Here is a 25,220-nt window from a genome sequence, read left to right as displayed (position 1 = left end):
AGTCCCACTATCTTTTTCTATGAGAACAAGTTGCAGGAGCTTCCATTTTTTACTATTTTAGTGATATCGTTGAACCAAATCCAAAAAAACCAAATGAACATAAGATACCTGGGCCATTCCTGCTTACACATCCAGTTAGATAATTATAAAATTTTGGTAGACCCTTTTATCTCCCTCAATCCTCTGGCCAAGCATATTGATATCAATTCTATTGAGGCCGATTACATTTTTCTGACACATGCACACTACGACCACATAATTGATTTTGAATCAATTGCAAATAGAACCAAAGCTCTACTTATCGCAAATCATGAGATCGTAACCTATTATGGACGTTCAGGCATTAAAGGACTCGCAATGAACCCCGGAGGTAGTTTTCAGTTTCCATTCGGAAAAATAAAAATGGTATATGCCGCTCATTCTTCTTCCTTTCCTGATGGTACTTATGGAGGTAATCCTGTGGGTTTCGTCTTGCAAGAGAACAATGGAAAAACGATCTATATCGCTGGTGATACAGCATTAACATTGGAGATGCAATTGATACCGAGTTTTTTTACGCTGGATATGGCGATTCTGCCCATCGGGGGTAACTATACCATGGATGTGGAAGAAGCACTGGTAGCATCTCAATTTGTCAAATGTGACTGCATAATGGGTGTCCACTTTGACACGGATCCGCTAATAGCTATAGATCATGAGGCGGCTAAAAATCAGTTTAAGCAATTAAATAAAACGCTAATTCTTCCGGACATAGGGGAAGTGATTCAAGTATAACTGGCCGCACATGCATAACGATTTAATACAAGAGGTTCAGAAAAGGTGGGCGGAAATTGGTCAATACAAAAATCCCTCCACAAAAGAACTGATGCAGGAAATAGAACTATATAAAAAAATGCTGCAGATTTTTTTAGTGGGCGATTTTTATTATTTTATTTTCAATCCACCTCAGAATACAATCGAGTATGTTGGTCCTACTATAGGCAAAGTATTAGGCTACGAGCCAGAAGAATTTACGATTGGATTGATGATGAGTATCATCCACCCAGATGACCTTCCAACTTTCGTTAATTTTGAAAGCTCTATAGTGGAGTTTAAAAAGGGATTGAGCCCGGAAGAGCTATTAAAATATAAATCACGCTATAATTACCGCATCAGAAAGAAAGATGGCAACTACATTCATATTCTCCAACAATCGATAACGGTACAATCTGACCTAGAAGGTGCAGTACTTAGAAATTTCGTTATTCATACAGACGTGACTTATCTCAAAAGCGACAATGAAATGAAACTATCTTTTATTGGCTTGGATGGTGCTCCATCGTATGTAGATGTACACTCCAAAAGTACCTTAACTCCTGTAAGTTCGACATTAAGCAAAAGGGAACTTGAGGTCCTGGTACTTTTGGCTTCTGGTTATAATACAGCTGATATTGCAGGTAAAATATTCCTCAGTCCGCATACCGTAAGCACACACCGAAGGAATATTTTCAGAAAAACAAAAACCAATTCAATCGGTCAGTTGATTAAATTGGCCGTGGAAAAATGTTGGATATAGTATCTTGACGAACAAATCGTGTAATTTATTCTATTCAGGAATATATCTCCAAAGTTCTGTTTTATTTCTAAAATAAAGATGCCCCTTATCATCCATGGTCAACAAACTGGCGCCATTATGTATAATAGAAATCATTTTTTTCACAACATCCAATTTAAACAATTTGTTATCCACCGTGCCATAGATATCACCAGAGGGATGCAAAACCAAAAAAGCACTTCTCCATATGTGGGATCCCATTGGCTTTTGTTCATATAGGTCAAAAGATTCTATTATGCTATTATGCTGCGTGTCATAAACGAATAATTTGCCTCCTGCAACTCCAAGAAGATTACCATCCCTTCCTTCTATTAATCCTGTGATAGCTGGCGCCCCTTTTACTGGGACAATGACCTGCTCAATGGTCTTCATATCTGGATTCCAAACACATAGTTTAGCTTCTTGGGTCGACGGCTTCACACCCAATCCTCCAGAAATAGTCGTACCAATCCATAATTTGCGATTTTTATATACCAAACTACTAATTGCTTGATCTTCTATTGGCACACCGTGAGAAATCAAGCTTTCTTTTTTACGATCAAATTCGACCAGAGCACCTCCTAAAAGACCGTACTCGGGAATCATCCCAAAGTATAGCTTTTCTCTATCCTTTGCAGCAACTAGTGCGAACGATCGTCCCTGTTCCTCTATTTCTCCAAGCTTTTGCGGATTTTGTAGTTCGGGATTCCAAGCTTTGTTGGTATCGTATCTATAAAACCTTCCTTTGGGGTATATACCAAAAAATATTTCATGGCCATAACCTACCATACCCTCTGTCTGATCGAGACCTTTCCATTCGGTACTTATGCCGGATTCGGGATCAAAAGTTGCATGCCCACCAGCCAGATAGCCGCCCATCCAGATCTTACGATCAGGACCGAAAAGCAACGCGTTAATAGGAATTGGTTGACCTGGAATCTCCAATGCTGTCATAGCGCTATCTCTTGTTCGAAGATCGTAGACAAAGAGTTTCCCTGCCGCATTCAGCATATACAAACTATCTCTACAAATTGATAATGCATTGGCCGACCCTACCTGTTCAGAAAGTGTTTGAGCCGTGTTAACATCTTGTGTGGGATCAAAAGTTTTAAGATTTCCGCCAGAGGTATAATATACCTGATTGGCATTAAATGCCAATGCTTTCATATCCATACTGTCTATTACCTGTTCGAAGATGCCGGTTTTGAGGTTGTATACTAAAGTTTCGCGACCTGAGGTAAGAAGTGCAAATAGACGATCCGCTCCATCTCGTCCAGGTACGATCTCCAGCCCGTATACAAATTCCTTAGTCCTGTATTTCTCAGGTAGCAGATCCTCTTTTTCCGCTGTACGGGGATCTAATCTAAACAAGTGCGCATGTGATCCAACACCTACATACAAACGATCGGTATCCTGATGATAAGCTAAGCTGCGCACATAATTTTCGGACTGAACAATAGGTCCCTTCCCTACATCTGAAAAGCCATCGATAGGGTGATAGCGAAACACCCTACAACCAGGATAGGTAGCTCCAAATACTTCGCCGTCTTTTCCTGCGGCAAGATTCCATACGTAAGTCTCTCCGGCCAAAGCCTGTCCTAAATTTTCTACAATATGTGTACCTGGCCGATGTCTAAATAAAATACCACTGGCGCCCGGAATATACAAATAACCGTCGGTCGTAAAAGCTAGATCCCATGCCCCATCCGCATGCTGTAAGGGATGATCCAATATCAATTCCTTGCTCGATAAATCGTATCCTAAAAGATGGGCAGGCTCACCTCTTACTACCGTGTAAGCATAGCTCTTGCCACCAACATCATGTAAAAAAACACTACCCTGAATCATGTTTGCCGTGATCTGCGCTCCCAAATTTTCGAGTCGGCCCATTTTTGTATCCTGAGCCTGAATCTTATTGTTTAGTATACTAAACAACGATATAATAAATATTATTTTATAGTACATTTCCTTACTTCTCATTATTTAAAAAATCTCTTACAAATGCATCGTCATGCAAATCTGGATAAGCAATATATACCCGATCAATCTCCTCTAACTGTCCTATAGAAAGGTCCTCATCGGGATTAAGACACCATCTTCCTGCTAGTAAACCTTGTCTACGTAACACCTCATGTATACCCGGAATACAGCCGTGAAAGCCATTATATGGATCAAACAGCGCCGCATTTACATCTGTTATCTGAATACTTTTTAGAAGAAGTTCATCTAATAGCTGTGTTGTCTTCTGTAAACGGTAATTTTGGATGTCGCGCATCAGTTCTACCGCTTTATGTGTCCATACCGCCCAGTGCCCTAGTAGTCCTCCTCTAAAATGGATCTCTACAGGCGTACTACCAACCTCAAATCGATAAGGTGTCAATAAATCGATAACTATATTATCATCGTTTCCGGTATACATAGCAATCTCCTTACTTCTGCTAGAATTGGCTACTGCGCGCATCACGTCTAATGTCTGATATCGATTGAATGAAGCACACTTGATGGCTTCTACATTTTCTATCTCAGCGAATTTTGTCCAAAAGTCGTAACTAAACACCCGCCCGCCTACCGAAGGCTGTAGGTAAAAACCAAATACAGGAATGACTTCGGCGACCCTCTTTGTACGCTCCAATATTTCCTGTTCTGTGACCCCCTGAAGCCCGCCCATACTCAGCAAACCCATATCATAACCGTACCTACGTGCGAGCTTCGCCTCTATAATGGCTTGCTGCGTAGATCCACAAATTCCAGCTATTTTAAGAAAAGGCATTTTCATGTCATAGTGTTCGACTTCCTCTGCTGCCAACGCTAGCACTGTCTCCAATAGATTGATCTTAGGGTCTCTAATTTCAAACTGCGTGGAATGTACGCCCACGGCGATACCACCGGCACCAGAAGCCAGGTAATACCGTGTGAGCCGACGTTGACGCTGCTCGTCTATCTCTCGATGCATATTTAACGCTAACGGATGTGCGGGAATCACCGTTCCTTGAAGCAGGTGTTCCTTAAGTGTAGATGTTAACCTGTGCATTAAAAGCTTCCTCCTCTTTCCTGAAAGTGAGTAGCTTTGTCCCACTCTTCGCCACCGAGACGTAACCAAGCTACTGTGATATCTATAATCTCACGAATAGAAACCTTCGGATAACCAAACAAGCGATGGCATGCTGATGCGTTGTTCAATAACACCGTATTCGCGGGTTCATTAACAAATACAGGTGTCAACCCGAATAATCGGCCGAACTCGGAGGCTAACCAAGCGACTCCTATCATTTCTGGACCTGTTACATTTAAAAGTCGGGCTGGACTGTCTGTATGTAACAAGGAGCGAAGTGCAATTTCATTGGCATCGCCCTGCCAAATAACATTTACCATAGCGGTACGCAGATCTATCGGTCGGCCGTTCAGTACAGCTTTTGCGATTTCCAGCACCACGCCATAACGGAAATCTACAGCATAATTCAATCGATAAATAAGCATCTTGGTGTTATTTTTATTCGAAAAATAGGTAAGAATACGCTCCCTACCCAAACAAGATTGTGCATATTCTCCTATGGGCTCTGGCGTCGTATCTTCGGCAGCCCCTCCAGACATAGGACTCACAAAAGGTAATACGTTCCCGGATGACAAAGCTACTATATTGGAATTCTTATACCGCTCAGCTACCCTGCCCGGAAGGTAGGCATTCATGGCCCAGGTGAAACTTTCATTGCCAACGGTTCCAAATTTATGACCAGCCAAATAAATCACATTATCCGCATCGGGAAGGCTTTGCAAGGCTTTGTCGTCCAATAAATCACAGGATATCGTCTCTACACCAGCTTGCTCCAACTCCATCTGTACCCGTGGATCTGAAAAACGTGACACTCCAATAATTCGCTTATTAACGCCTGCAGCTTGGACGGCTCGCACGGCCAACCTGCCCATACTAGGTCCCATCTTGCCTCCTATACCTAATATCAAAATATCACCTTTGATCTTTTTTATATCTTCAATCAGATCTACCGATGGCTCGGCAAATCTCTTTTCCAGTTCTTGCAATGTGTAATCCATAGTTGCGTTAATCTTATTTAATGAACATATCGTAAAAATTATAGACTGCTAAAGCGGTCAAAAAGAATAGACCGATAGCACCACTTATATTCTGAATTTTGGAATTTTTATTAGTCTTCATAATTGCGCTATCACTCGCAATACTCAATATCATATAGCCGATAAAAGGCACTAGAAAAATGGTGATACTCTGCGCTAGTACAATAAGCTGAAGGGGTAAGCCTCCGAATAGAATAGCAACACTAGCTCCGATCAGCATAACCGATGCAACACTGATACGACTTTCCAAACTATTAATCCCTTGCTTAAAACCCAATGAGTCAGCCAGCAAAGATCCTCCAACGGTAGCATTGCCTACCAAAGAAGAAAAAGAGGCTGCAAATAATCCGGTTAGAAATACGACCGAAGCATACCCTCCAAATAGGGGGTGTAAAACGGTAGCCATATCACGAGCACTACTGACCATGATCTGCTTTGGATATAGAATCGAAGCCGCGCAGATCATAACGATCATACTCATGATACCCAACATAATGATACCTATTAGGCTTTTATCTTGATAGACAAGGATAGATTCTGACTTCTTTCTTTCCTGTACCAAATAAGCTTGATAAAAAGCGCCCACTATCGAAAAGCAAGAAGCCATAAATGCAATGATCAATACTTCTGAACCATCGGGTATAGAAGGGATCGTACCTGAAATGAGCTGTGTTATATCCGGATTTGCAATAACCACGGTGATCAGAAAGGACAATAGCATCAAAAGAACTAAAAACAGCATTAATCTTTCCAAGACGCGATAAAATGATTTAAAAAAAAGCAACGATACCCCAACTGCTGTAAATAGTATAATCCAAATCTGGGCTGAAGTTCCAGTAGGCTCTGCAATAGATATTCCTACACCAATAGCATTGCCTGCTTGAAAAGAAGCTGCTACTGAAAATATGCCTGCTCCTACCGCCAATACTGCCCAGCGTCCGTATTTTTTTCGAATAAGCTGTATTAAAGAAAGCTCATTGTGCATGCCTATACGACTGCCCATACCCGTAAATATCGCCATAAAGAATATAGCTATCGGGACGATCCATACCAGACTGTAGCCGTATGTAGCACCCAATTTGGATGTGATGGTCATTTTGCTGGGGCCAAAAACAACCGCAGCTATGATTATTCCCGGCACTAAGCCTTTCAGCCATTCAGACAGCTTTATGTTCTTTTTTACTGTTTTCATTATTTATTTCGTTTAGCCTTCACCTCAGATAAGGAAACAGGAACTGCATTATTACCAAATCCACTACGTATGTAATTAGCGATTCTTTGAATTTCTTCATCCCGCAGGAAGGAAAAGGCAGGCATCTGCTGATCGTACTTTTGCCCATTGACAATTATCTCACCTGAAAGACCATTCAACAAAATATCTAATAGGTTGTTTTTGTCACCCACTACCAGTTCAGCTCCGATTAATGGAGGGAATGTTCCAGACACTCCACTTCCGTCCTCTTTGTGACAGGAGGCACAATACAAAGTGTACAATTGCGCCCCTTCCTGTATTTGAGCTTGAACATCTTTCTGCTTCAAATGGATGGGATGTAAGACTGCTGTAGGCTTACTATCCGATGGGCTTATTTTTAGAATACGGTCGTCTCGCTCTTTGGGAAAACCCTTCGATGGATTCCAATCCCTGTTGCTGGTTGCAATAAACAAATCACCTTGCGGCGAAACGGCTATTGATCGTAACCTACCGTATCGATTTTCAAATAGTGCCTGTTCGTCAATGATGCGTTTTCCATCGTCGCTAAGTTTCATAATCCGTAAAGACTGTCCTTTCAACGTGGCGAGCAACAAACTGTTTTTCCATTCGGGAATCTGGTTGCCACCGAAAAATGCCAATGCTGCCGGGGCAATGACCGGAGTCCATGATCGCAATGGTTCTATCATTTTCTTGCTGGATGCCTGTTTACGGTCAGCGTCTGTATCATGAAATCCTTCAATAATAGGCCATCCGTAATTTTCTCCCTTCATGACCAAGTTAATCTCGTCTTCAATAGCATCGCCATGCTCTGATGTATATACTAACCCTTTATCAGACAGTGCCATCCCTTGTATATTCCTAAAACCATAAGCCCACACATAGCTGCCTTTATAAGGGTTATCATCTGGAATAGAACCGTCCAAATTTAGCCTAAGAATCTTTCCGTTATACCTCGTGCTATCCTGCGCCCATTCGCCATGATGTGCATCACCTGTAGCCCAAAGGATCTTGTGATCATGAGATATGGCCAAACGCGAACCATTATGTCCTGTATTTGCAGGAATCTTCAATAATATCTTTGGTTTGATCAAGGTATCTTCCTTGACTTGGTAGCGCACTAAAAGAGACTCCAAAGCACCGCCATCTCTCCTAGTATAATGTATGTAGGCGTAAGGATTTTTTTCCATATCGGGATGGAGCACCATACTGAGTAAACCTAGGGTACGATAACGATAAACATCTGGAAGACGCAAAAGCAATTGGGCAGATCCTGTATTTGGATCTATTCTTTTTATAGTTCCGCCCTGTTCTGTTACCCAGAGAAAACCATCGGAACCGAATAGCATATTCCAAGGAACATCCATATCTGAAGATAATACCTCTACTTTTAATGTAGTTTTATCCAGTTGTATATGATCTAATACTGAAAGACCAGTTTTACGCTCATTAAAACAAGAAATGAAAAAGAAAATAAATACGCATAGAACTACTAAACACAGTTTCATCATTTCTTTACCGGTATGGGAAATTCGAAGGATTGTTTCATCGAGGTGGGTAACATAAATACACGCCCTTTATGATCCGCAAAATATAATCGCGAAGAAGATTTCTCTCGTGCATGCCCATCCGCCCAGAAAGCATAAAAATCAGGGTGGGCATGCACTGGTCGTCGGGCGTAGGAATGATTATACAGACTATTAAATGTTAGCTGTTTGTCCTTCCAGCTTTTTCCTTGATCTTTGCTTGTCCATAAGACCATTTCTCCTCCGGTATTGTAAGCCTGCGGGCCTTGAGCAGTGGGAGCTATAATACGCCATATCCCTTTTTTATCTATGTACAAAGAACCCATATCGTAATTATTGTCGGAAGATGTTACTGGAAATATGATCCATTCTGACCCGTCAAATCTGGCCGTATACCATTCTCTAGACCCATTTTCAGGACCAGATTGATAGCCATTGGTGGTTACGAACAGGATAATAGGATGCCCCTCGTTATCGTAAGTCAAATCATTAATATATATCTTTTTGTCCGATGAAACGTAATCTTTTACCAGAGCTGGATTATTTATAACGCGAAGAGGAATATCCACAATTTCGCCAAAAGCATTTTGCCATGTTTTACCAAAATCTCTAGTTTCCAAATAGTACAGATTGGTTCTGTAATTTAACCCGTTCTCACCAACTTTAACCGGATGATAATTAAATGAAGTGCCGATGATACTGTCTTCAAAACTTCCACTGGTTTGATAATGTCCTTCTTCTATTATAGCTAGGTCGTTCCAGGTTCCATAACTTTTTCCATCGGCACTATACATAAAACTTATCGTCCGTCTTGGCTTTTTGGGCTGTCCCGGTATCACCCCGCGATCGTAATGTGTAAAAAGATTAAGGAACCCCTTCCCTGCTTTGTACCAACTCTGCAGATAGGAAAAATTATCTAGGGGTACCGACTTACCATCTTGGATTTTGGTGGCATATATCTGTTCAAAATGAGAAATATCGTACGGCTTTGTGCTTTTATGAATATACGATGGAGCATTAGTACCATGTGATGTCGAAAAAATCCAAATATATCCTTCTTGATCAATATTCATAACCGGATTATCATGGGCATTATCGGTTTTCTTGTCCAGAACGATAGTTGGCTGAGGAACCATTTTGGTCTTATGATCAAAATATGAAACAGCATGCAATAAGGTCTTTTGGTCTTTATCCGTCGCGCCGTAACAGAAAAATGTCTTGTTTACCTTTTCTACGTAGATAGAAAATGGATAATGATTGGCAGGATAGGTCCCCAAACCTCCGCTATACTTGAACCGGTACTGATCGTTCGAAGGTTGATCGCTATACCATATTCCGCGATAGCCGTCGTCTTTTTTGTTTAAGGTAAGTATAGTTTGAGCAAATAGTTCGCTACTTACAAACCCTATGAATAGTATAAGTAATATTTTTTTCATCTGTATATATGATTAGAAACACACTACACAATGGCGTATGGAATATGTCGATTGAAACAACTGATAGTCGATCCCGAAAAGTATCTCATGATGAAGATACACCGTAACCAACTACCAGTTGATAAAACCTATATGCTAATCGTAATCCTGATTTTGTGTCATCAATCCCGGATTAATCTCTATTTGGCTATTGGGTATTGGAAAAAGAACATGATGTGGTTGCATGCCAAGTGATCCCAGTACGGCATCCGCTCGTCCAGTGCGTATAAGATCAAACCAACGGTGCCCTTCGAAAGCAAGCTCGACACGACGCTCTTGCTCAATAGCTAATCGAAAAGTAGCTTGATCAGAAATCCTAAGTGCTGGTGTAGCATGATTACTAGTCTTGCTCAATAGATTTGCGCGATTACGAATCTGGTTGAGATACGAAAATGCAGGACCGTCTGCAACATACCCTTGTTCGTTTAAGGCCTCAGCATACATTAGTAGCACGTCTGCAAAACGTAATACGATCCAATTGTTGTCGCTATCTAAGTTGGCCGCCGGTACCCCTAAATACTTGGACACATAATTGTGTGTCACATTATTGCCATTGAGGATATAGCTCGTGCGCATAGACAGGGTCTTTCTTGCATCATTTGCTTCGTAAGCTGCATGCATGTTGTCTGTCGGAATATTCTGCCCCAGAGGATTGCCAAGGGCTGTCACTGCTGTACCAGATCCGATCGGTGCAAATTGATTGGTAAACGGGCTACCTTCGCCTGAGGATCCTTTTTTAAATTGCACTTCAAAAATAGACTCTTTATTGTTTTCATTAGCGATGCCGAAAACATTGGCATAACTGGGCAATAATTGGTATTTATTTAGGTTCGTCTGATCAACAACCTCTTTTAGTTTTTGAGCAGCAAGATCCCATTTTTTCTGTGTCAAATATACTTTCCCCAATAGTGACATAGCTGCGCCTTTGGTAGCTCGGCCAATATCCGCATTAGTATATTCATAACTTAACACCGCCTCTGCATCAAGGAGATCTGTCACAATTTGGGTATATACCTGTTCTGCAGGTGTTCTACCATAACTATAACCTTCTTGTGGGTTATTGATAACCTCAAGCACCAATGGCACGTCTCCAAAAATGCGCACCATGTTAAAATACATGAGTGCCCGTAAAAATTTAGCTTCTCCGCGATATTGATTTTTCAGGTTTTCATCCATATTCACGGCGTCAATCTTATCTATTACAATATTTGCAGCCTGTATACCCTGATAATGTGCGCTCCAGGTTGTACTGCTTATCGTATTGAAAGCATTATTTTTAAACTCGTCGACCTCCTGCAGGTTAGCACCGGCATTTGGATTGGGGATCCAAGTGTTATCAGACCTTAAGTCGCCAATAACATGCATCGATGAATAGTACATTCCTGGATACTGTAGAGCACCATATACAGCAGTCAGTGCATTTTTCATATCCTCTGGCGTTTTATAGAAATTATTTCCATTCATCTGGGATATAGGCGCAAGATCCAGGAACTTCTTACAGCTGCTCAACGATAATATCGAAAGCGCTCCTATAATAACGATATTTTTTATAGTTTTCATATGTATACAATTATTTCATGAGCTCGCAGGCTCGGTTTGATTTTCAATGGTCATTAACTTGTCCCGACCTGTCGGGATGGAATATCCAAATTATATTATGCACGAATTGTTTTTAATTGGTGTGCATGCTGCTTTGCGGTCATTCGTGTTTGTGTAGCCATTGCTACATGGATATTTCATGTAGTCAAATTTTAGAAGCCAATATTTAAACCGAACATAAACGTGCGGGCTAGTGGATAACCGCCTGCATCTACACCAGGAACTAGCGTACTACCTCCTTGTATACTAACCTCAGGGTTATAGCCTTCATAATCGGTCCAGGTATACGCATTCTGCACCGTAAAACTCAACCGAGCCTGTGCTATACCTATTGACCGAACAATCGAAGCGGGTAGTTTGTATCCTAAAGTAACGTTACGTAGTCGCAAATAAGAACCTTCTTCGACAAATACAGAGGTAACATTATTCACCAAATTGCTACCCGGGAAAGCTCCAAAGTTTCGATCTATCATCGGCGATTTTCCATCGCCTGGACTCTGTGCTGATTGCCATCCTTGGGAAGCGCTTTTCAAGACGTTATATGATCCAGCATAATTACCATAATAACGACGAGCCATGTTTAGCACTTCAAATCCGTGAACGCCTTGTAATGTAAAGGAGAAATCTATATTCTTGAATTGGAAGGTGTTGGTCATTCCGTATGTAAAATCAGGAAAGGGGCTTCCCAATATGGTACGATCTGAACTGGTAATGCGCCCATCACCATCAATATCTTCAAACTTAAGCTGCCCCGGTTTAGACTCATTCACGATGATAGGGCTATTGGCAATATCTGTCGCATCCTGATATACCCCAATAACTTTATAGCCGTAGAAACTACCCGGCTCTGAATCTATTCGCGTGATGTGGGTTGGTGCATTTGCAGAAGTGGATTGCCTTGAAATAATCGGTGAACCATCAGAACCTAGTGCTAACACCTTAATCCTATTGGTAGACAAATTAAAATCTGTCGTCCATTTGAAAGCATTTACAAGGTTACGACTCGTCAAAGTAAACTCCAAGCCTTTGTTTTGGATCTTCCCTATATTTTGCAATGCTGTGCTATAACCTGTTAACGTAGGAACAGGTACATTGAGCAACAGGTCAGATGTTTTTTTGTTATAATAATCTACGGTCAAAGCAAAACGATTATTAAGAATACTTGTTTCTAACCCGATATCCAATTGATTATTTTTCTCCCAGCCTAACATGCTATTCGGGATATTGGTGATCCGTGTTCCATTGATCAAGGCGCCGCCGCTTCCTCCGAAAATATAGTTTTCGATACCTGTAAGACCAATATGACCGTAGTTGCTGATGAAATTATTTCCTGTCGCGCCGTAGCTCGCTCTCAAACGCAAATCGTTTAACCAAGAGACTTCATTAAGAAATTCCTCTTCGGACAAACGCCAGCCCACCGATACTGAAGGAAAAACGCCCCACTTGTTATCTGTCCCAAACCTCGAAGAGCCATCTCTACGCAAAGTAGCTGTAAGTAAATAACGATCGGCAAAACTGTAGTTGACACGAGCCAAATACGAAAGTAGTGCCCACTCCTCCTGTGTAGTGAGTGCATTTGTAATTAAGCCAGCAGCATTGATAGTTTTTATATTATCATTAGCAAAGTTGGTTCCTGCCATGCTACTAAAGTCGATGTACTCCTTTTGTGCCGTATATCCGACCAAAGCATCGATACTATGCTTATTCATCTTTTTATGATAAGCCAAGGTAAATTCTGCTAACCAATTTTTGCTTTCTGAAGAAATGGCCGTAGCAGTCGGTACTTTAGTAGCATTTACACTATTCGGATTGACTATGGACGGACTGAAAACATTTTCCCTGAAATTGCGAACATCTGCTCCAACTAATGTCTTAAATGCTAAACCATCCATTATGTTTACCTCAGCAAATGCAGTCCCTAACAAACGGAGAGTCCCTTGCTTAAAATAAGATTCCTTAGCCAATTTAACAGGGTTGTCGACCTCGCTAGTCCCTATACCCAATCCCGTTATCTTTGTATAGTTGCCTTGACCATCGTAGGGACTTAAGAACGGTGCAGCTGTTATCGCTGATTGGACAATACCTCCGCCTTGCCAGTTTCCTTCTGCGTTTACAAGGTTGTTAAAGGTATAGGATGGTGTTAGATTTGCACCTACTTTTATCCTTTTGTGCACATCAGATTCCACATTTACGCGGAAAGAGAAACGCTTTAGGTCAGAATTCAGAATAATACCTTCTTGATCTAGATAGCCACCGGATAGAAAGTATTTGGTCTTTTCGTTACCACCTGAAAAGTTCAATTGGTAATTGTGCATCATCGCCGACCTAAAAATCTCGCGTTGCCAATCCGTACCCTCGCCCAGTGCATCTGGATTATTCGTCATCTCAGGTAACTGGTACATCACATTATTGGTACGGACACTATTTGGGTCGGAAGCAGATCTTCCTGGCCCTGAATTGACCCAAGCGTTATTACGCGCTTCGTTAATATATAATGCATATTCCCTCGCATTCAATAATTCCAAATACTTTTCTACCTCTTGTACACCACTATTTATAGAGAGGTCTATACGAGAAACCCCACTTTTGCCCGATTTAGTCGTAATGATTACTACGCCGTTGGATCCTCTAGAACCATATATGGCTGTAGCCGAAGCATCTTTTAACACTTGAATATTATCAATGTCAGATGGATTAATCGTGTTTAATGGATTATTGCTTTGGTTAAAATCATTGGTAATAGGGAATCCGTCTATCACATAGAGCGGATCATTGCCAGCACTTAACGAACCTGCGCCCCTAATCCTTACCGAAGAACCTCCTCCAGGTGCGCCGGTGGCTTGGCTGACCTGTACTCCGGCCATTTGACCTGCCATCGCATTATCTAAGGAAACAACAACTTGGTTTTTTATCTTTTCACTATTCATAGAACTAATGGAACCTGTAACATCTTTTCGCTGCTGCACACCATATCCTACTACCACGACTTCGTTTAAATTTTGATTTTCTTCTCGAAGCGATACAATGACATTAGTCCGATCTACAACAACTACCTCTCGAATCTGGTATCCCGTATAACTCACTAATAAGGTGATTTTTGTTTGATCTGTAGCTATGGAAAATAATCCTCTAGCATCAGTCACGGCACCAAGATTCGTCCCTTTTATCTTCACCGAAGCTCCTTGAAGGGGCTTTCCTTGCTCGTCTAAAACGCTACCTTTTATTTCGGCAGGCTGTACAGGAGTTGTTGTTCTAGGTGTAATGCCTACTTTGTTTACTACGATGGTTTTATTATCAATCGTATAAGTAAACCCCTGGCCTTTGAAGCTGGCCTTAAGGGCTTCATCTAAAGTGACATTACGGAGTTCCAACGACACTGGTGCTGCATCTTTAAGTTCGTTATACTTATAGAAGAAATAGTGGTTACTTTGTTTGCCTATCGCTATCAATGCCTTTTCCAACGGCATATTTTTAGTTGTTAGTGTTATGGTTTGCGAAAAACTGTGGGCGCTTACCTGAAAACAGCTAACAATAGTGAGCAATATAATGAGTTTCATAACAAGGATTTGTTTGAAGAGGATAACTCCGAAATACATCCGGATTTTTCCATAAACATTAAAATTCATAAGTTTGTCATGTTTGGGTTAATGGATTAATAAATGTACGATCAAAAATTATGGGTTAATCCAAGCTGTTCCATTTTTTTGGAACATATAACCAGCCGTGTTACCAGCACGGTTGGTTTTTTCTTGTCCTTAGCCCATCAGGTGTTTTTTTATGTTTTCATATTTTAAGTTTTGTGATGGTTAGTTATAAATTATAACCTTTCGGCCTATTATGTTCACATTAATACGGTTAAGTTTAAGTATCCGCAAGACTTCTTCAATATTTTCTCCCCTTTTTATTTCACCAACAAATTGATCCTTGCTCAATTCACCCTGATATTCAACTTCTACATCATACCACCTCGCGACCTGTCTCATAATAGTCTGTAGATCATCACGATTAAACTTAAAATACCCATCTTTCCAAGCTACCGCATCTTCATTTGGACTATTCTCTACAACAATGTGGTTATTCACAGGCGAAAGAAGTGCCTGCTGCCCGGGATGCAACACTTTCGATATATCAGCCATTGGACGCTTATCCTTATCCAATTTGGTAATCCTGATACTTCCTTCTAAAAGTGTGGTCTTATTGGACGTCTCGTCTTTATACGTATTAACGTTAAAATTCGTCCCCAACACTTCAATCATTTGGTTTTCGGATAACACTTTAAAAGGGCGGCTGGAATCTCTTTTAACTTCGAAATAAACTTCACCGCTTATTTCGACCTGCCGGGTATTTCCGGCAAATACAGTGGGAAAACGAATAGATGACGCTGCATTCAGCCAGACCTTGGTACCATCTGATAATACTAAACGGTACTGCCCTCCCCTAGGCGTCTCAATTGTATTCTCTACTACCTTCCCATTTCCTTTTACATGATAAATAAGTTCTCCCTCCGGTGTTTTTTCTACCACCGCGCCCGACTGACGGGAAATAAAACCATTCATCTCATCGTTGAGAATAAGTTGGGTACCATCGGCCAATGTCAATATTGCTTCGTCCCTGCCGGGCCTAATGGTTTCTGTATTAGCATGCAAAAGCTCAACTTTATCATTTTTCTCAGGCACATAACGCCAATAGGCAAATAGAACGACACAAATAAATATTGCAGCCAGGAGCGCAACAAAAGGCAATCGATGCCAAAGCGGCCTTTGTTTTAAGTCTCGTTTTTTTTCCTTCTGCCGAATCAACTCGTCCACTTTGACTTTGATATCACTCCCCAAAGTATCTTTTTCCTCTGCTTCCATTTGGACGAAAATATCCTCTTGGGATTCGAAAAGCTGATAGTAGGCCATTAAAAAATCTACTTCTTGTTTCGACGCTTTTCCCTTACGGTACTTTCGAAGCAAAATCAAAAAATCTTTTCTATCCATATTTGGTTAATTGTTATGTATTTATTAATACCTTATTCCTATAAGACCCTAATAGACAGAAAAGTCCCACGTAAACATTCATTTTTTACCAGAATTTCATTAACTGGATAATAATTAGCAGTCCCATTGATTGACGAAGTTGTGCTACGCTCTTTCCTAGCTGATTTTGCACCGTCTTTCTGGTTATATTTAAACGATCAGCAATCTCTAATGTAGATAGATCGTCGTGATATCGCAAACGAAATATCTCCTGTTGTGAGGGGCTTAGGGTGGCTACAAGAGCTTCATAATAAACAAAAAACTCCTTGCGTATCACTTCTGTATCTGACTGCTCTCGGGTAGCAAAAAGCTGATCAAACAATTCGGGTAAAGGTGTAAACCGTTGTGCTCTGTCCATACATTTGAATACCCGGTTCCGAACAGCTATATAAAGATAGGCGCCAAGATTCTCAATAACGAGTTCTTCGCGTCTTAACCATAATTGTAAAAAAATATCCTGTACAATATCCTGGGCAAGCTCCATATCTTTCAACCGCTTGTAAGCAGCGGAAAAGGCATGCTCCCAATACCTGGTATAAATCGCATCAAAAGCGAGACGATCTCCAGTAGCCATTTGCTTGAGTAGTTCGTTTTCTAGCGCTTTTTCATATATCGACTCAGACATGTTTACTTTAGGTTATATATAGTCGAAGATTTAATAAAAGATTAAAGATAATCAGATCGTCTAAAAAACTACAATCGGCATACAGCAATTGTAGTTTCTACTGAAAAAAATCTAATCGTCCATTATGTTTTCTCTTTATCCAGTTGTTTATTGTAGCGTAACAACGCTTCCAGATAATAATAGTCTGCATAGATCAAAGGTACATCTACTTCGTTGTTGCTGGGCAAATTCCCTGTGCTGTGCTTTAACAGAAAATAAGGATTATCGCCTTGTATATTACGATAACGATCGGAAGCCAATGTGCGCAAAATATTAACAGCCGTTTTTTTATATGTTTCCTTTTTATTTATATCATTCGTGAGGTTAGACAATTCTATTAATGCCGATGCTGCTATTGCAGCGGCAGAAGCATCCCTAGGTATTTCGGCGAATTGTTGTGGGCGATAGTCCCAGTCGGGCACATAGCCCTCCACTCCGGCATCGAAATCCCAAAAAGGGATGTGATCGGAAGGTAATCTGGAATGATTTATAAAAAAATCAGCCATTCCCTCCGCTGTCTTTAAGAAACGTGTATCTTCTGTTTCGCGATAGGTCATAGTAAATCCGTATATCCCCCACGCTTGCCCGCGGGCCCAGGTAGATTGATCGGAAAACCCTTGCAAAGTCTGCTTATGTAACACCTTTCCTGTTTTTGGATCATAGTTAACAACATGATATGAACTGTAATCAGGTCGTATGTGATTTTCTAGCGTTTGTAACGCATGATTTATTGCAATATTTCGGAAACTGGAATCCTTGGTCTCTTTCGCCGCGTAAAATAATAACTCGAGGTTCATCATATTATCCATAATTACCGGATATTCCCACACGTTTTTATCCCCCTTAGACTTTCTACTGTTCCACGACTGAATACATTTTACAGTGTCCGAATAACGTTCACAAAGTGAGCTGGCTGATTGGATTAAGATATCACGGTATCGCGCGTTGTCTTCAAAGCGCAAAGCATTGCCGTAGCTACAAAACATCATAAAACCAATGTCATGATGGGCAGTATTATATTGGTTAGATTCTAATGATTCGGTCCATACTCGTGCTTTCTCTTTCCAATGATTTTCCTTTGTATATTCATACATATACCATAGTATTCCTGGCCAAAAACCACCTGTCCATTCGTCTATCTGTAAAAATTTCAAGGATCCATCAGGATTTAAGGAATGGGGATAATCGGTAAAATTATTCCCTGTTACCTGCAACAAACTATCATAAAGAGGAGCTGCAGCTTCAAAACTCTCTTTTATAATCGGATCAGTCCGTTTTTGGTTCTGACATCCCGACAATATCAGCACCATAAAAGTGAATTTTAAGCAAAAAAAATACCTTCTCATAAAATTGGTTTATCATGTAATACGTCCCATTATAAGGCCGCTTTATATAACATGACCCAGTAGTCTTGAAAAGTCCCACAGAAAATTTACTTTTTTTTGCAGAACCACATGGAAAGTATCAACTTGCTACTTTCATTTCACAAAAATATCGTATAGGGACAGAATATCTAACTTTTCTATTCGCAACATTTCTATCGGTGAAAATTGAGATATACCGGCAATATATTAATACAGATGAGATTTTTTAATACTCTAACGGAATGATTTGATTTCCGTGAAATAAAAAAACAGCTTCTAAAGAAAAGAAATTTTATAAAAATGACTTTATATGATCATTATAACCATAAATTGCTAAGATATCTCCTCTTTCTAATTTTGTATCGGGCTTGGGTATACCATGCAAAACAGTCGTTACAACACTTTTACCAAATGTTGTTTCTTTTTCGGTACTTTTTAAGATGGTCAGCACAAGCAGTTCATATCGTTCACGAAATCCAATCTCTTGTATTGTTTTTCCCACATATTTTTCGGGTACTATAGCCTCCACAATGGAGTAGTTGCTATTCAATTCAAATGAATCTACAAGCCCCGACATACACAAACGCTTTGACCACCGCTCGGCCGATTCTTCCTCCGGATGAGCAATTTCGGATACGCCCAAAGCGCCCAGTACTTTTTCATGTAGTCGATTTACGGCTCTACTTATCAACCTTTTAACATTAGCTTCTTTACATAATGCCGTAACCATAATATTCGCGCCTTCGTCTTCTCCTATAGCTACCACAAATACATCTGTATTCTTGTGTGGCAGAGAAGAGAATGCAACCTCATCAGTGGCATCCAGACACACGGTATGTGTTATCTTCTCTTTAAGCGCAGTTACTTTTTCAAGACGACGGTCTACTCCAATTACTTCATTACCTTGAATGGTTAATTTCTCTGCGAGCGATGCTCCAAAATTACCTAAACCTATGATTATAAACTTCATATTCTTAATATATTGTTAGCTCTTCTGGAGCATATCTATACTGTATATAATTTATTTTTTTCACAAATGCTATCAGTACTGAAAGCATCGTTACTCGTCCAACAAACATAAGCAGAACCAAAATCACTTTGCTGCCCGTCATTAGGCCTCCTGTAACATTTAACGATAATCCAACCGTACTATAAGCCGAAAAGCACTCAAAAGCGATATCTAACAACGGTCTTTCCCGTTCAAAAAAAGAAATACCAAACACGGCCAATCCGATCACGATCAAAGATAAGAACATCGTTGCAAAGGCCCTTTGTATAGAAATAGTAGCTATCTCTCGACGAAAGACATCGGTTCTATTTTTGCCTCTGGCCAGGCTCCATACATTAAGGACTGCCACTGCAAACGTGCTGGTTTTGATACCTCCACCAGTAGAGTTTGGAGAAGCACCAATCCACATCAACAACATAACAAAAAGAATACTTGAGAAATGAAGATGCGAAAAATCAATACTATTAAAACCCGCGGTCCTTGGTGTAGTAGCTGTAGCAAAAGCTATTACCCACTTACCGACTTTGTCATGTCCCGCTAGTACATGTCCGTATTCATTAATATACAATACCAGAGTTGCAATAGCTGTAATCAATCCCGTCGTGATCAGATTGATCTTACTATTGATCGTCATGACCCATGGACGGTAGTAGTTTTCGTTCAACGTCCATTTTTTTAGTAATCTATTCAACACATGCTTGAAGTATTTAAGCACGTTTATAACAATGGGAAAACCTAGTCCTCCAAAAATATAAATGCATGCTACGGCCAATTGAAAACCATAATTATGAAGCACGGTACTATCCATCAAGCCCAAAGGCAGTGTAGAAAATCCTGCATTACAGAAAGAAGAAACGGCATGGAATACAGACGTAAAAACTTTTTCCAGAAATCCAATATTATTTACGCCTTTCAAACTCCAGAAAATAGCGGCAGCGCCAACCAGCTCTATACCAAAGGTGATTAATATAGTTCGTTTCAAAAGAACGAATACTTCTCCCAGACGCTCGGTATTTGAGAAATCACGTATAGCCAATTGGTTCTCATAACTGCTTCCACCTTTGAGAAAATACGTAAACAATCCTGCAAATGATAATATACCAATCCCGCCGGCCTGAATAAGTAACATAATGAAAACATGTCCCCATATCGTAAAATGAGTAGCTGTATCAACCACGACCAAGCCCGTGACACAGACTGCACTGGTGGCTGTAAATAAAGCATCTAGCCAAGATAGCGGCTGCTGTAGCGCAATAGGAAGCTTCAACAATATGGTTCCAAAAAGAATAAGTGCCAGAAAGCTGGAAATAAATAGTTGAGCAGGATTAAATAACCGTTTTCGAATCACGTGCTAATTTAATAACAAAAGTATAAAAACAAACCCTTTTTATGAGTAGATTAAAGCTACCGTATAAATAAATTAATAATCTGGTGCTAAAATAACTTATTTACAACCAACTTCTGATACTAGGTAATTCTTTAAATAATAGAAATGCGATAGTCCAGCGGGCTGATTCTTGTTATCCTTTTAAACAACCTAGTTAAAGACTGAGGTTGATTGAACTTCATTTTTTCAGCAATTTCAGCGACAGACAAATCTGTTTCAGCAAGCAATTCTTTTGTTCTCTTAACAATGAAATTGTCAATATGACGCTGCGCTGTATTTTCGGATATTTTTAAAGACACATCGTTTAGAAATCGAGGAGTACAACTTAGCTTCTTAGCCAATAATGCTAAGCTGGGAAGTATAATCATACTTTTTCTTTCTGTGTCAAAAAGAGACTGCAGATCATTAATAAAATCTTGATATAACAATCTCAATTCATTTACCCTATCCTCCATTGACCGCAGGTAAAACCGTTGCATATGTCGTAAAAGCAAATTAAGGTATGCAACAAGTATGCTTGATTGAATATCACTAGCCGGGGCTTTGGTTTCTTGGTGTATCAACTCAAAGATATTCTTTATAAGCCCATAATCGCTATCCATCAATATGATAGATTCCTGAATTGAATATTCTAAAAAGCCAAAATCTCTTAGTCTATTCCGCCTACTATATTCTTTGAATAGATCTGAACGGATGGCAAAACAAACCCCTTCTTTAAGAGGCGCACTCATCTCTTGCAAGTGAGAATATTGAAGGTTGAAAAATAACAAGACGTGCTGTTCTCGATGTGTATTATTTGAGCTACCAAAGAAGATCAAGAAATATGTATCATCAAGCCACCTTTGGGTAGACTCAAAAAATTTCTTTCCGTTCGCAAAATTATCAAAGTAATAGTTGTGATTTAGCCTGAAAGTTTCTTGATATCCATTACTATTGTTGCTATTTCCCATATATATCTAATCCGTGGCTTTATTTACTTTGCTTAAAAAGCACTATTTTTTTATTCAGTTCTCCCTGATTTTTCCAGCTCTTTCACAAAGTCTTTTCCCCAATAATGTATATCGTAATGTTCAATATATTCATATAATCTCCGTGCCCTTACCTGTGCTTCTCCAGGTTCCATGACCAATGCTTTCAATAAAGATTCTTTCATACCTTTTCGATCATAAGGGTTGGTCAATATCGCGTATGGTAACTCGACAGATGCTCCAGCAAATTCAGAAAGGATTAGTATACCTGATGTCTCAAGAAGGCCATGTGTTGCTATATATTCTTTTGCCACTAGATTGAGACCGTCCCGTAAGGGTGTAATCCACGCAATATCACTCAACGCATATTGCTCCACGACCTCCTCAAAAGGTAAAGCACGATAAAAATATTGAATAGGACTCCAGTTCATTGTTGCATATTTGCCATTGATTTCACCAACAGCCTGATTGACCTGATCCCTGATTTCATCATAGATAGTCATCCCCTGAGACGGTGGTGTGCAAACATTTACCAATTCGATCTTTCCCCTAAACTCAGGATACTCTTCCAGAAATTCGCCAAATGCCTGTATTTTCTCCAACGGTCCCTTGACATAATCCAATCGTTCAATGGATATAATCCGCCTGACATCTGCTGAATTCTTGGCGTTTGTAAATGTATTAATATGTTCCTTAATCGACTCTTTTGCTAAGATCTGTTTAATATGACCACAATTTACGCCGACAGGTTGAGCTCCCAAACGTATCTTCCGGCCATCTACTTCAATGACTTTTGTCATCTGATCTACACCAAGCGCACAGCTGTAGGTTCGGAACCTATTTGCTACGTCAATCTTATCCATCACCTTAATCGGCGTGTGACTCCGGACTACGTCAACAAAATTCTCAACGTACCTAGGGATATGAAAGCTAATAAAGTCACATTGTAAAAGACTTCCGATGATTTCTTTTCGCCAAGGGATTATATTGAAGATATCGGCAGCAGGGAACGCAGTATGGTGGAAAAATCCTATTTTTAAATCAGGACGCATCATTTTCAAAAATGAAGGTACCATCCATAAATTATATTCATGTATCCAGACGAGCGCTCCTTCATCAGCTTCCCTTGCTATACGATCCGCAAAAATCTTATTTATTTTAAGGTAATGTTCCCAATCCTCATGATTAAACTTCGCTTTGTCAACAAATGAAAATATGGTCGGCCAGAACGCTTCCTTCGAAAAAACACGATAAAACTTGTCAATATCTTCTTTGGAAAGCGGAATGGTAGCCGCAACCAAATTCGGATATTTATTTTCATCAACCAATTGATTAGGGACCAGATTATCATCCTGCAAAACTTCCTCGCCTATCCAGAGACCGGACCTCCCTTTTTCAAACAATCCAAGTAAAGAAGGGATGATACCGTTCGGGCTTTTAGGAGCCACACGAATGCTTTTTCCTCCGACAACCTCTTTTTCGAAAGGCAACCGATGATAGACCATCACCAATTGTTCTGTATCCTTTTGTTTTATTTTTGGGGATAGCTTTTTCTCATTAGCTAACAGCAGTTGAAATGGTGCATGGGCTGCCATATATTCCAATATACCACCAGCACCACTAACATCTGCCTGATAAGCAGTCTTCATCTTTGCTATTGCATTGAAAAGCTCTGGCTCAGACTTCCCTACAGCCACACCACCAAACCCCACCTGAAACAAAGCTAGATCGTTTAAGGTATCACCCGCTACCATGACACTATCGTCAGAAATATCTAAAAATTCAATCAATTTCTTCAGCGTAGTCCCTTTATTGACCCCTTTGGGTAATAAATCCAAATATTTATCCGCAGAAGTAATGATGTCACAATTATACTTATTAGCAACACGTTGCACCTCAGCCATGTCCAAATCCGGTCCATAATAAAATGAGCTCCGACGTTGTTGCGGAACCCGCTGATAGCTAATTCCTGATATTTCCTCCAATTCTGAGCGAATAGCATAGGTTTTAGGCCATTTCTCCTCAATTTCACTTTGTAGTGGTTCTATTGATTCCAACGTATGTCCATTGACTAGGGTAGCTCCTACATCCGCTATAATATAATCAGGCGCAGGGATGAGTGGATCACTCAAAAGTGGCAATACTGACTCCAACCCCCTGCCTGTTACAAAAACAAGCTGAATTTCGGGATTCGCCTTTATAAATCTATATAGTCTAAGACGGTCTTCCATTTTCCCGCCCAAAAAAGTTCCATCTAAATCTGTTGCTAATAACATATTATTTAATATTCCTTTCTAAAAGTTTAAATTCATCAATTGCTGACATCCTGTTATAAAGTACTCGATAAGCTGTATTTAATAAGGGGAGATCCAGATGTAACTTTAGCACGGTATCTTTCAAACCTTTTGTTGCGAAATATCCTTCAGCGACCATACCCAGCATCTCATGCGCCTCCACAACTGAATACCCTCGTCCCAAATATTTACCAAAGGTCCTATTGCGACTATGTGGTGAATACCCTGTAACCAATAAATCACCCAGATAAGTGGATATTCCCAATCTTGAAAACCTTACTCCCAGCGCATCAAGTAAAAGATTCAATTCATGGATCGCATTGGCCATTAATACAGCAATAAAATTATCGCCATAATGTAGCCCCTCTGCCATTCCACAAGCGATACCGACAACATTTTTATAGATTGCTGCATATTCCACGCCTACCATGTCTTTACTTGCATTGACCTGTATATAACCGCTATTAAACCAATTTGAGATCTGTTCAATGAAACCTTCGTTTGTACCGCATAAGGTCATATAGGTCTTTTTATTTCTGGCGATTTCCTCAGCATGACATGGCCCTGCAATTATACATTGCTGAAAAGGTGTAAGATCAAAACAACTCGCTAAATAGGAGCTTGGAAGCATATTGCTCTCGCCTACCATTCCCTTGATGGAGCTTATCACAAACTTATCTGAAACCTTTTCTTTGTCAATTAAAGAACATAGAAGGGGTAAATACGCACTGGGCACAACAAAGAGCAGAACATCTGAACGATCGATGACCTCATCCAGATCATGCGATGCGTAGATACGGGTATTTTCAAGTTTTAAAAAAGATAGGTAGTCAGGATTTACACCATCCGTGGTAATCGCAAAGGCCTGCTCAGCTCTCCTCAGATACCAATTTACCGAGATGTTATTCTCCGTTAAAATTTTCACCAGGGCCGTAGCCCAACTCCCGCCACCTATAACACTAATCTCATTCAAATTATTGGGGGTTTTTAAGAAGCAGAAACTAGGATTTCTGCATACTGGTTTTATCTATTGCGATACAA

18 protein-coding genes are annotated in these 25,220 nt (G+C 40.2%); 2 read left to right on the top strand and 16 right to left on the bottom strand.

Going from position 1 to position 25,220, the window contains the following annotated elements; translation table 11 throughout:
• Positions 1–93: 93 nt before the first annotated feature.
• Both B5X76_RS14955 and B5X76_RS14950 read left to right on the top strand, forming a co-directional pair.
• Positions 94–774 carry a metal-dependent hydrolase gene (locus B5X76_RS14955; RefSeq protein WP_079644249.1) on the top strand — a complete coding sequence of 227 codons (681 nt, stop codon included), beginning with the start codon at positions 94–96 and terminating at the stop codon, positions 772–774.
• A 10-nt stretch (positions 775–784) separates the two neighbouring features.
• Positions 785–1,555 (top strand): LuxR C-terminal-related transcriptional regulator, encoded by a 771-nt coding sequence (locus B5X76_RS14950; protein WP_079644248.1) that lies wholly within the window; start codon positions 785–787, stop codon positions 1,553–1,555.
• 30 nt (positions 1,556–1,585) lie between these two features.
• Here B5X76_RS14950 and B5X76_RS14945 read toward each other — a convergent pair whose 3' ends face one another.
• The 16 genes from B5X76_RS14945 to B5X76_RS14870 form a co-directional block, all read right to left on the bottom strand.
• On the bottom strand, positions 1,586–3,553 hold the full coding sequence (locus B5X76_RS14945; protein WP_079644246.1) for a ligand-binding sensor domain-containing protein: 1,968 nt from the start codon (positions 3,551–3,553) through the stop codon (positions 1,586–1,588).
• A complete protein-coding gene (locus B5X76_RS14940) occupies positions 3,543–4,604 on the bottom strand; it encodes a dihydrodipicolinate synthase family protein (RefSeq protein ID WP_079644245.1) in 1,062 nt (353 codons plus the stop codon). The genes B5X76_RS14945 and B5X76_RS14940 overlap by 11 nt, the downstream gene beginning before the upstream one ends.
• Complete coding sequence (locus B5X76_RS14935; protein ID WP_079644243.1) at positions 4,604–5,623, bottom strand: NAD-dependent epimerase/dehydratase family protein; 1,020 nt, start codon at positions 5,621–5,623, stop codon at positions 4,604–4,606. The genes B5X76_RS14940 and B5X76_RS14935 overlap by 1 nt, the downstream gene beginning before the upstream one ends.
• A gap of 13 nt (positions 5,624–5,636) precedes the next feature.
• Positions 5,637–6,854 carry an Nramp family divalent metal transporter gene (locus tag B5X76_RS14930; RefSeq protein WP_079644241.1) on the bottom strand — a complete coding sequence of 406 codons (1,218 nt, stop codon included), beginning with the start codon at positions 6,852–6,854 and terminating at the stop codon, positions 5,637–5,639.
• A complete protein-coding gene (locus B5X76_RS14925; RefSeq protein WP_245801061.1) occupies positions 6,854–8,383 on the bottom strand; it encodes a PQQ-dependent sugar dehydrogenase in 1,530 nt (509 codons plus the stop codon). The genes B5X76_RS14930 and B5X76_RS14925 overlap by 1 nt, the downstream gene beginning before the upstream one ends.
• Positions 8,380–9,834, bottom strand: coding sequence for a BNR-4 repeat-containing protein (locus B5X76_RS14920; RefSeq protein ID WP_079644237.1), 1,455 nt, complete (start codon positions 9,832–9,834; stop codon positions 8,380–8,382). The genes B5X76_RS14925 and B5X76_RS14920 overlap by 4 nt, the downstream gene beginning before the upstream one ends.
• A gap of 135 nt (positions 9,835–9,969) precedes the next feature.
• Complete coding sequence (locus tag B5X76_RS14915; protein ID WP_079644235.1) at positions 9,970–11,433, bottom strand: RagB/SusD family nutrient uptake outer membrane protein; 1,464 nt, start codon at positions 11,431–11,433, stop codon at positions 9,970–9,972.
• Positions 11,434–11,624: 191 nt separating this feature from the next.
• The gene (locus B5X76_RS14910; protein ID WP_217699665.1) at positions 11,625–15,029 is read right to left on the bottom strand and encodes a TonB-dependent receptor; all 3,405 of its coding nucleotides are present in this window, start codon (positions 15,027–15,029) and stop codon (positions 11,625–11,627) included.
• Between the two features lie 249 nt (positions 15,030–15,278).
• Positions 15,279–16,454: a FecR family protein gene (locus tag B5X76_RS14905; RefSeq protein WP_079644231.1), complete on the bottom strand. Its 1,176-nt coding sequence runs from the start codon at positions 16,452–16,454 to the stop codon at positions 15,279–15,281.
• Between the two features lie 85 nt (positions 16,455–16,539).
• Positions 16,540–17,118: an RNA polymerase sigma factor gene (locus B5X76_RS14900; RefSeq protein ID WP_079644229.1), complete on the bottom strand. Its 579-nt coding sequence runs from the start codon at positions 17,116–17,118 to the stop codon at positions 16,540–16,542.
• Between the two features lie 122 nt (positions 17,119–17,240).
• On the bottom strand, positions 17,241–18,467 hold the full coding sequence (locus B5X76_RS14895) for a glycoside hydrolase family 88 protein (protein WP_245801060.1): 1,227 nt from the start codon (positions 18,465–18,467) through the stop codon (positions 17,241–17,243).
• 346 nt (positions 18,468–18,813) lie between these two features.
• Entirely contained in the window at positions 18,814–19,491 is a 678-nt protein-coding gene (locus tag B5X76_RS14890) for a potassium channel family protein (protein WP_079644225.1), read from the bottom strand.
• 4 nt (positions 19,492–19,495) lie between these two features.
• Entirely contained in the window at positions 19,496–20,878 is a 1,383-nt protein-coding gene (locus B5X76_RS14885; protein ID WP_079644224.1) for a TrkH family potassium uptake protein, read from the bottom strand.
• A 131-nt stretch (positions 20,879–21,009) separates the two neighbouring features.
• Entirely contained in the window at positions 21,010–21,867 is an 858-nt protein-coding gene (locus B5X76_RS14880) for a helix-turn-helix domain-containing protein (protein WP_079644222.1), read from the bottom strand.
• Positions 21,868–21,917: 50 nt separating this feature from the next.
• Complete coding sequence (ggpS, locus tag B5X76_RS14875; protein WP_079644220.1) at positions 21,918–24,161, bottom strand: glucosylglycerol-phosphate synthase; 2,244 nt, start codon at positions 24,159–24,161, stop codon at positions 21,918–21,920.
• Position 24,162: 1 nt separating this feature from the next.
• Positions 24,163–25,152: an NAD(P)H-dependent glycerol-3-phosphate dehydrogenase gene (locus B5X76_RS14870; protein ID WP_079644219.1), complete on the bottom strand. Its 990-nt coding sequence runs from the start codon at positions 25,150–25,152 to the stop codon at positions 24,163–24,165.
• Between the last annotated feature and the right edge of the window lie 68 nt (positions 25,153–25,220).

Origin of the sequence: Sphingobacterium nematocida, from assembly GCF_900168125.1 — a bacterium.
Classification (GTDB): Bacteria; Bacteroidota; Bacteroidia; order Sphingobacteriales; family Sphingobacteriaceae; genus Sphingobacterium; species Sphingobacterium nematocida.
Note: the sequence above shows the minus strand (reverse complement) of the source record. Positions and strands in the feature narration are given on the sequence as shown.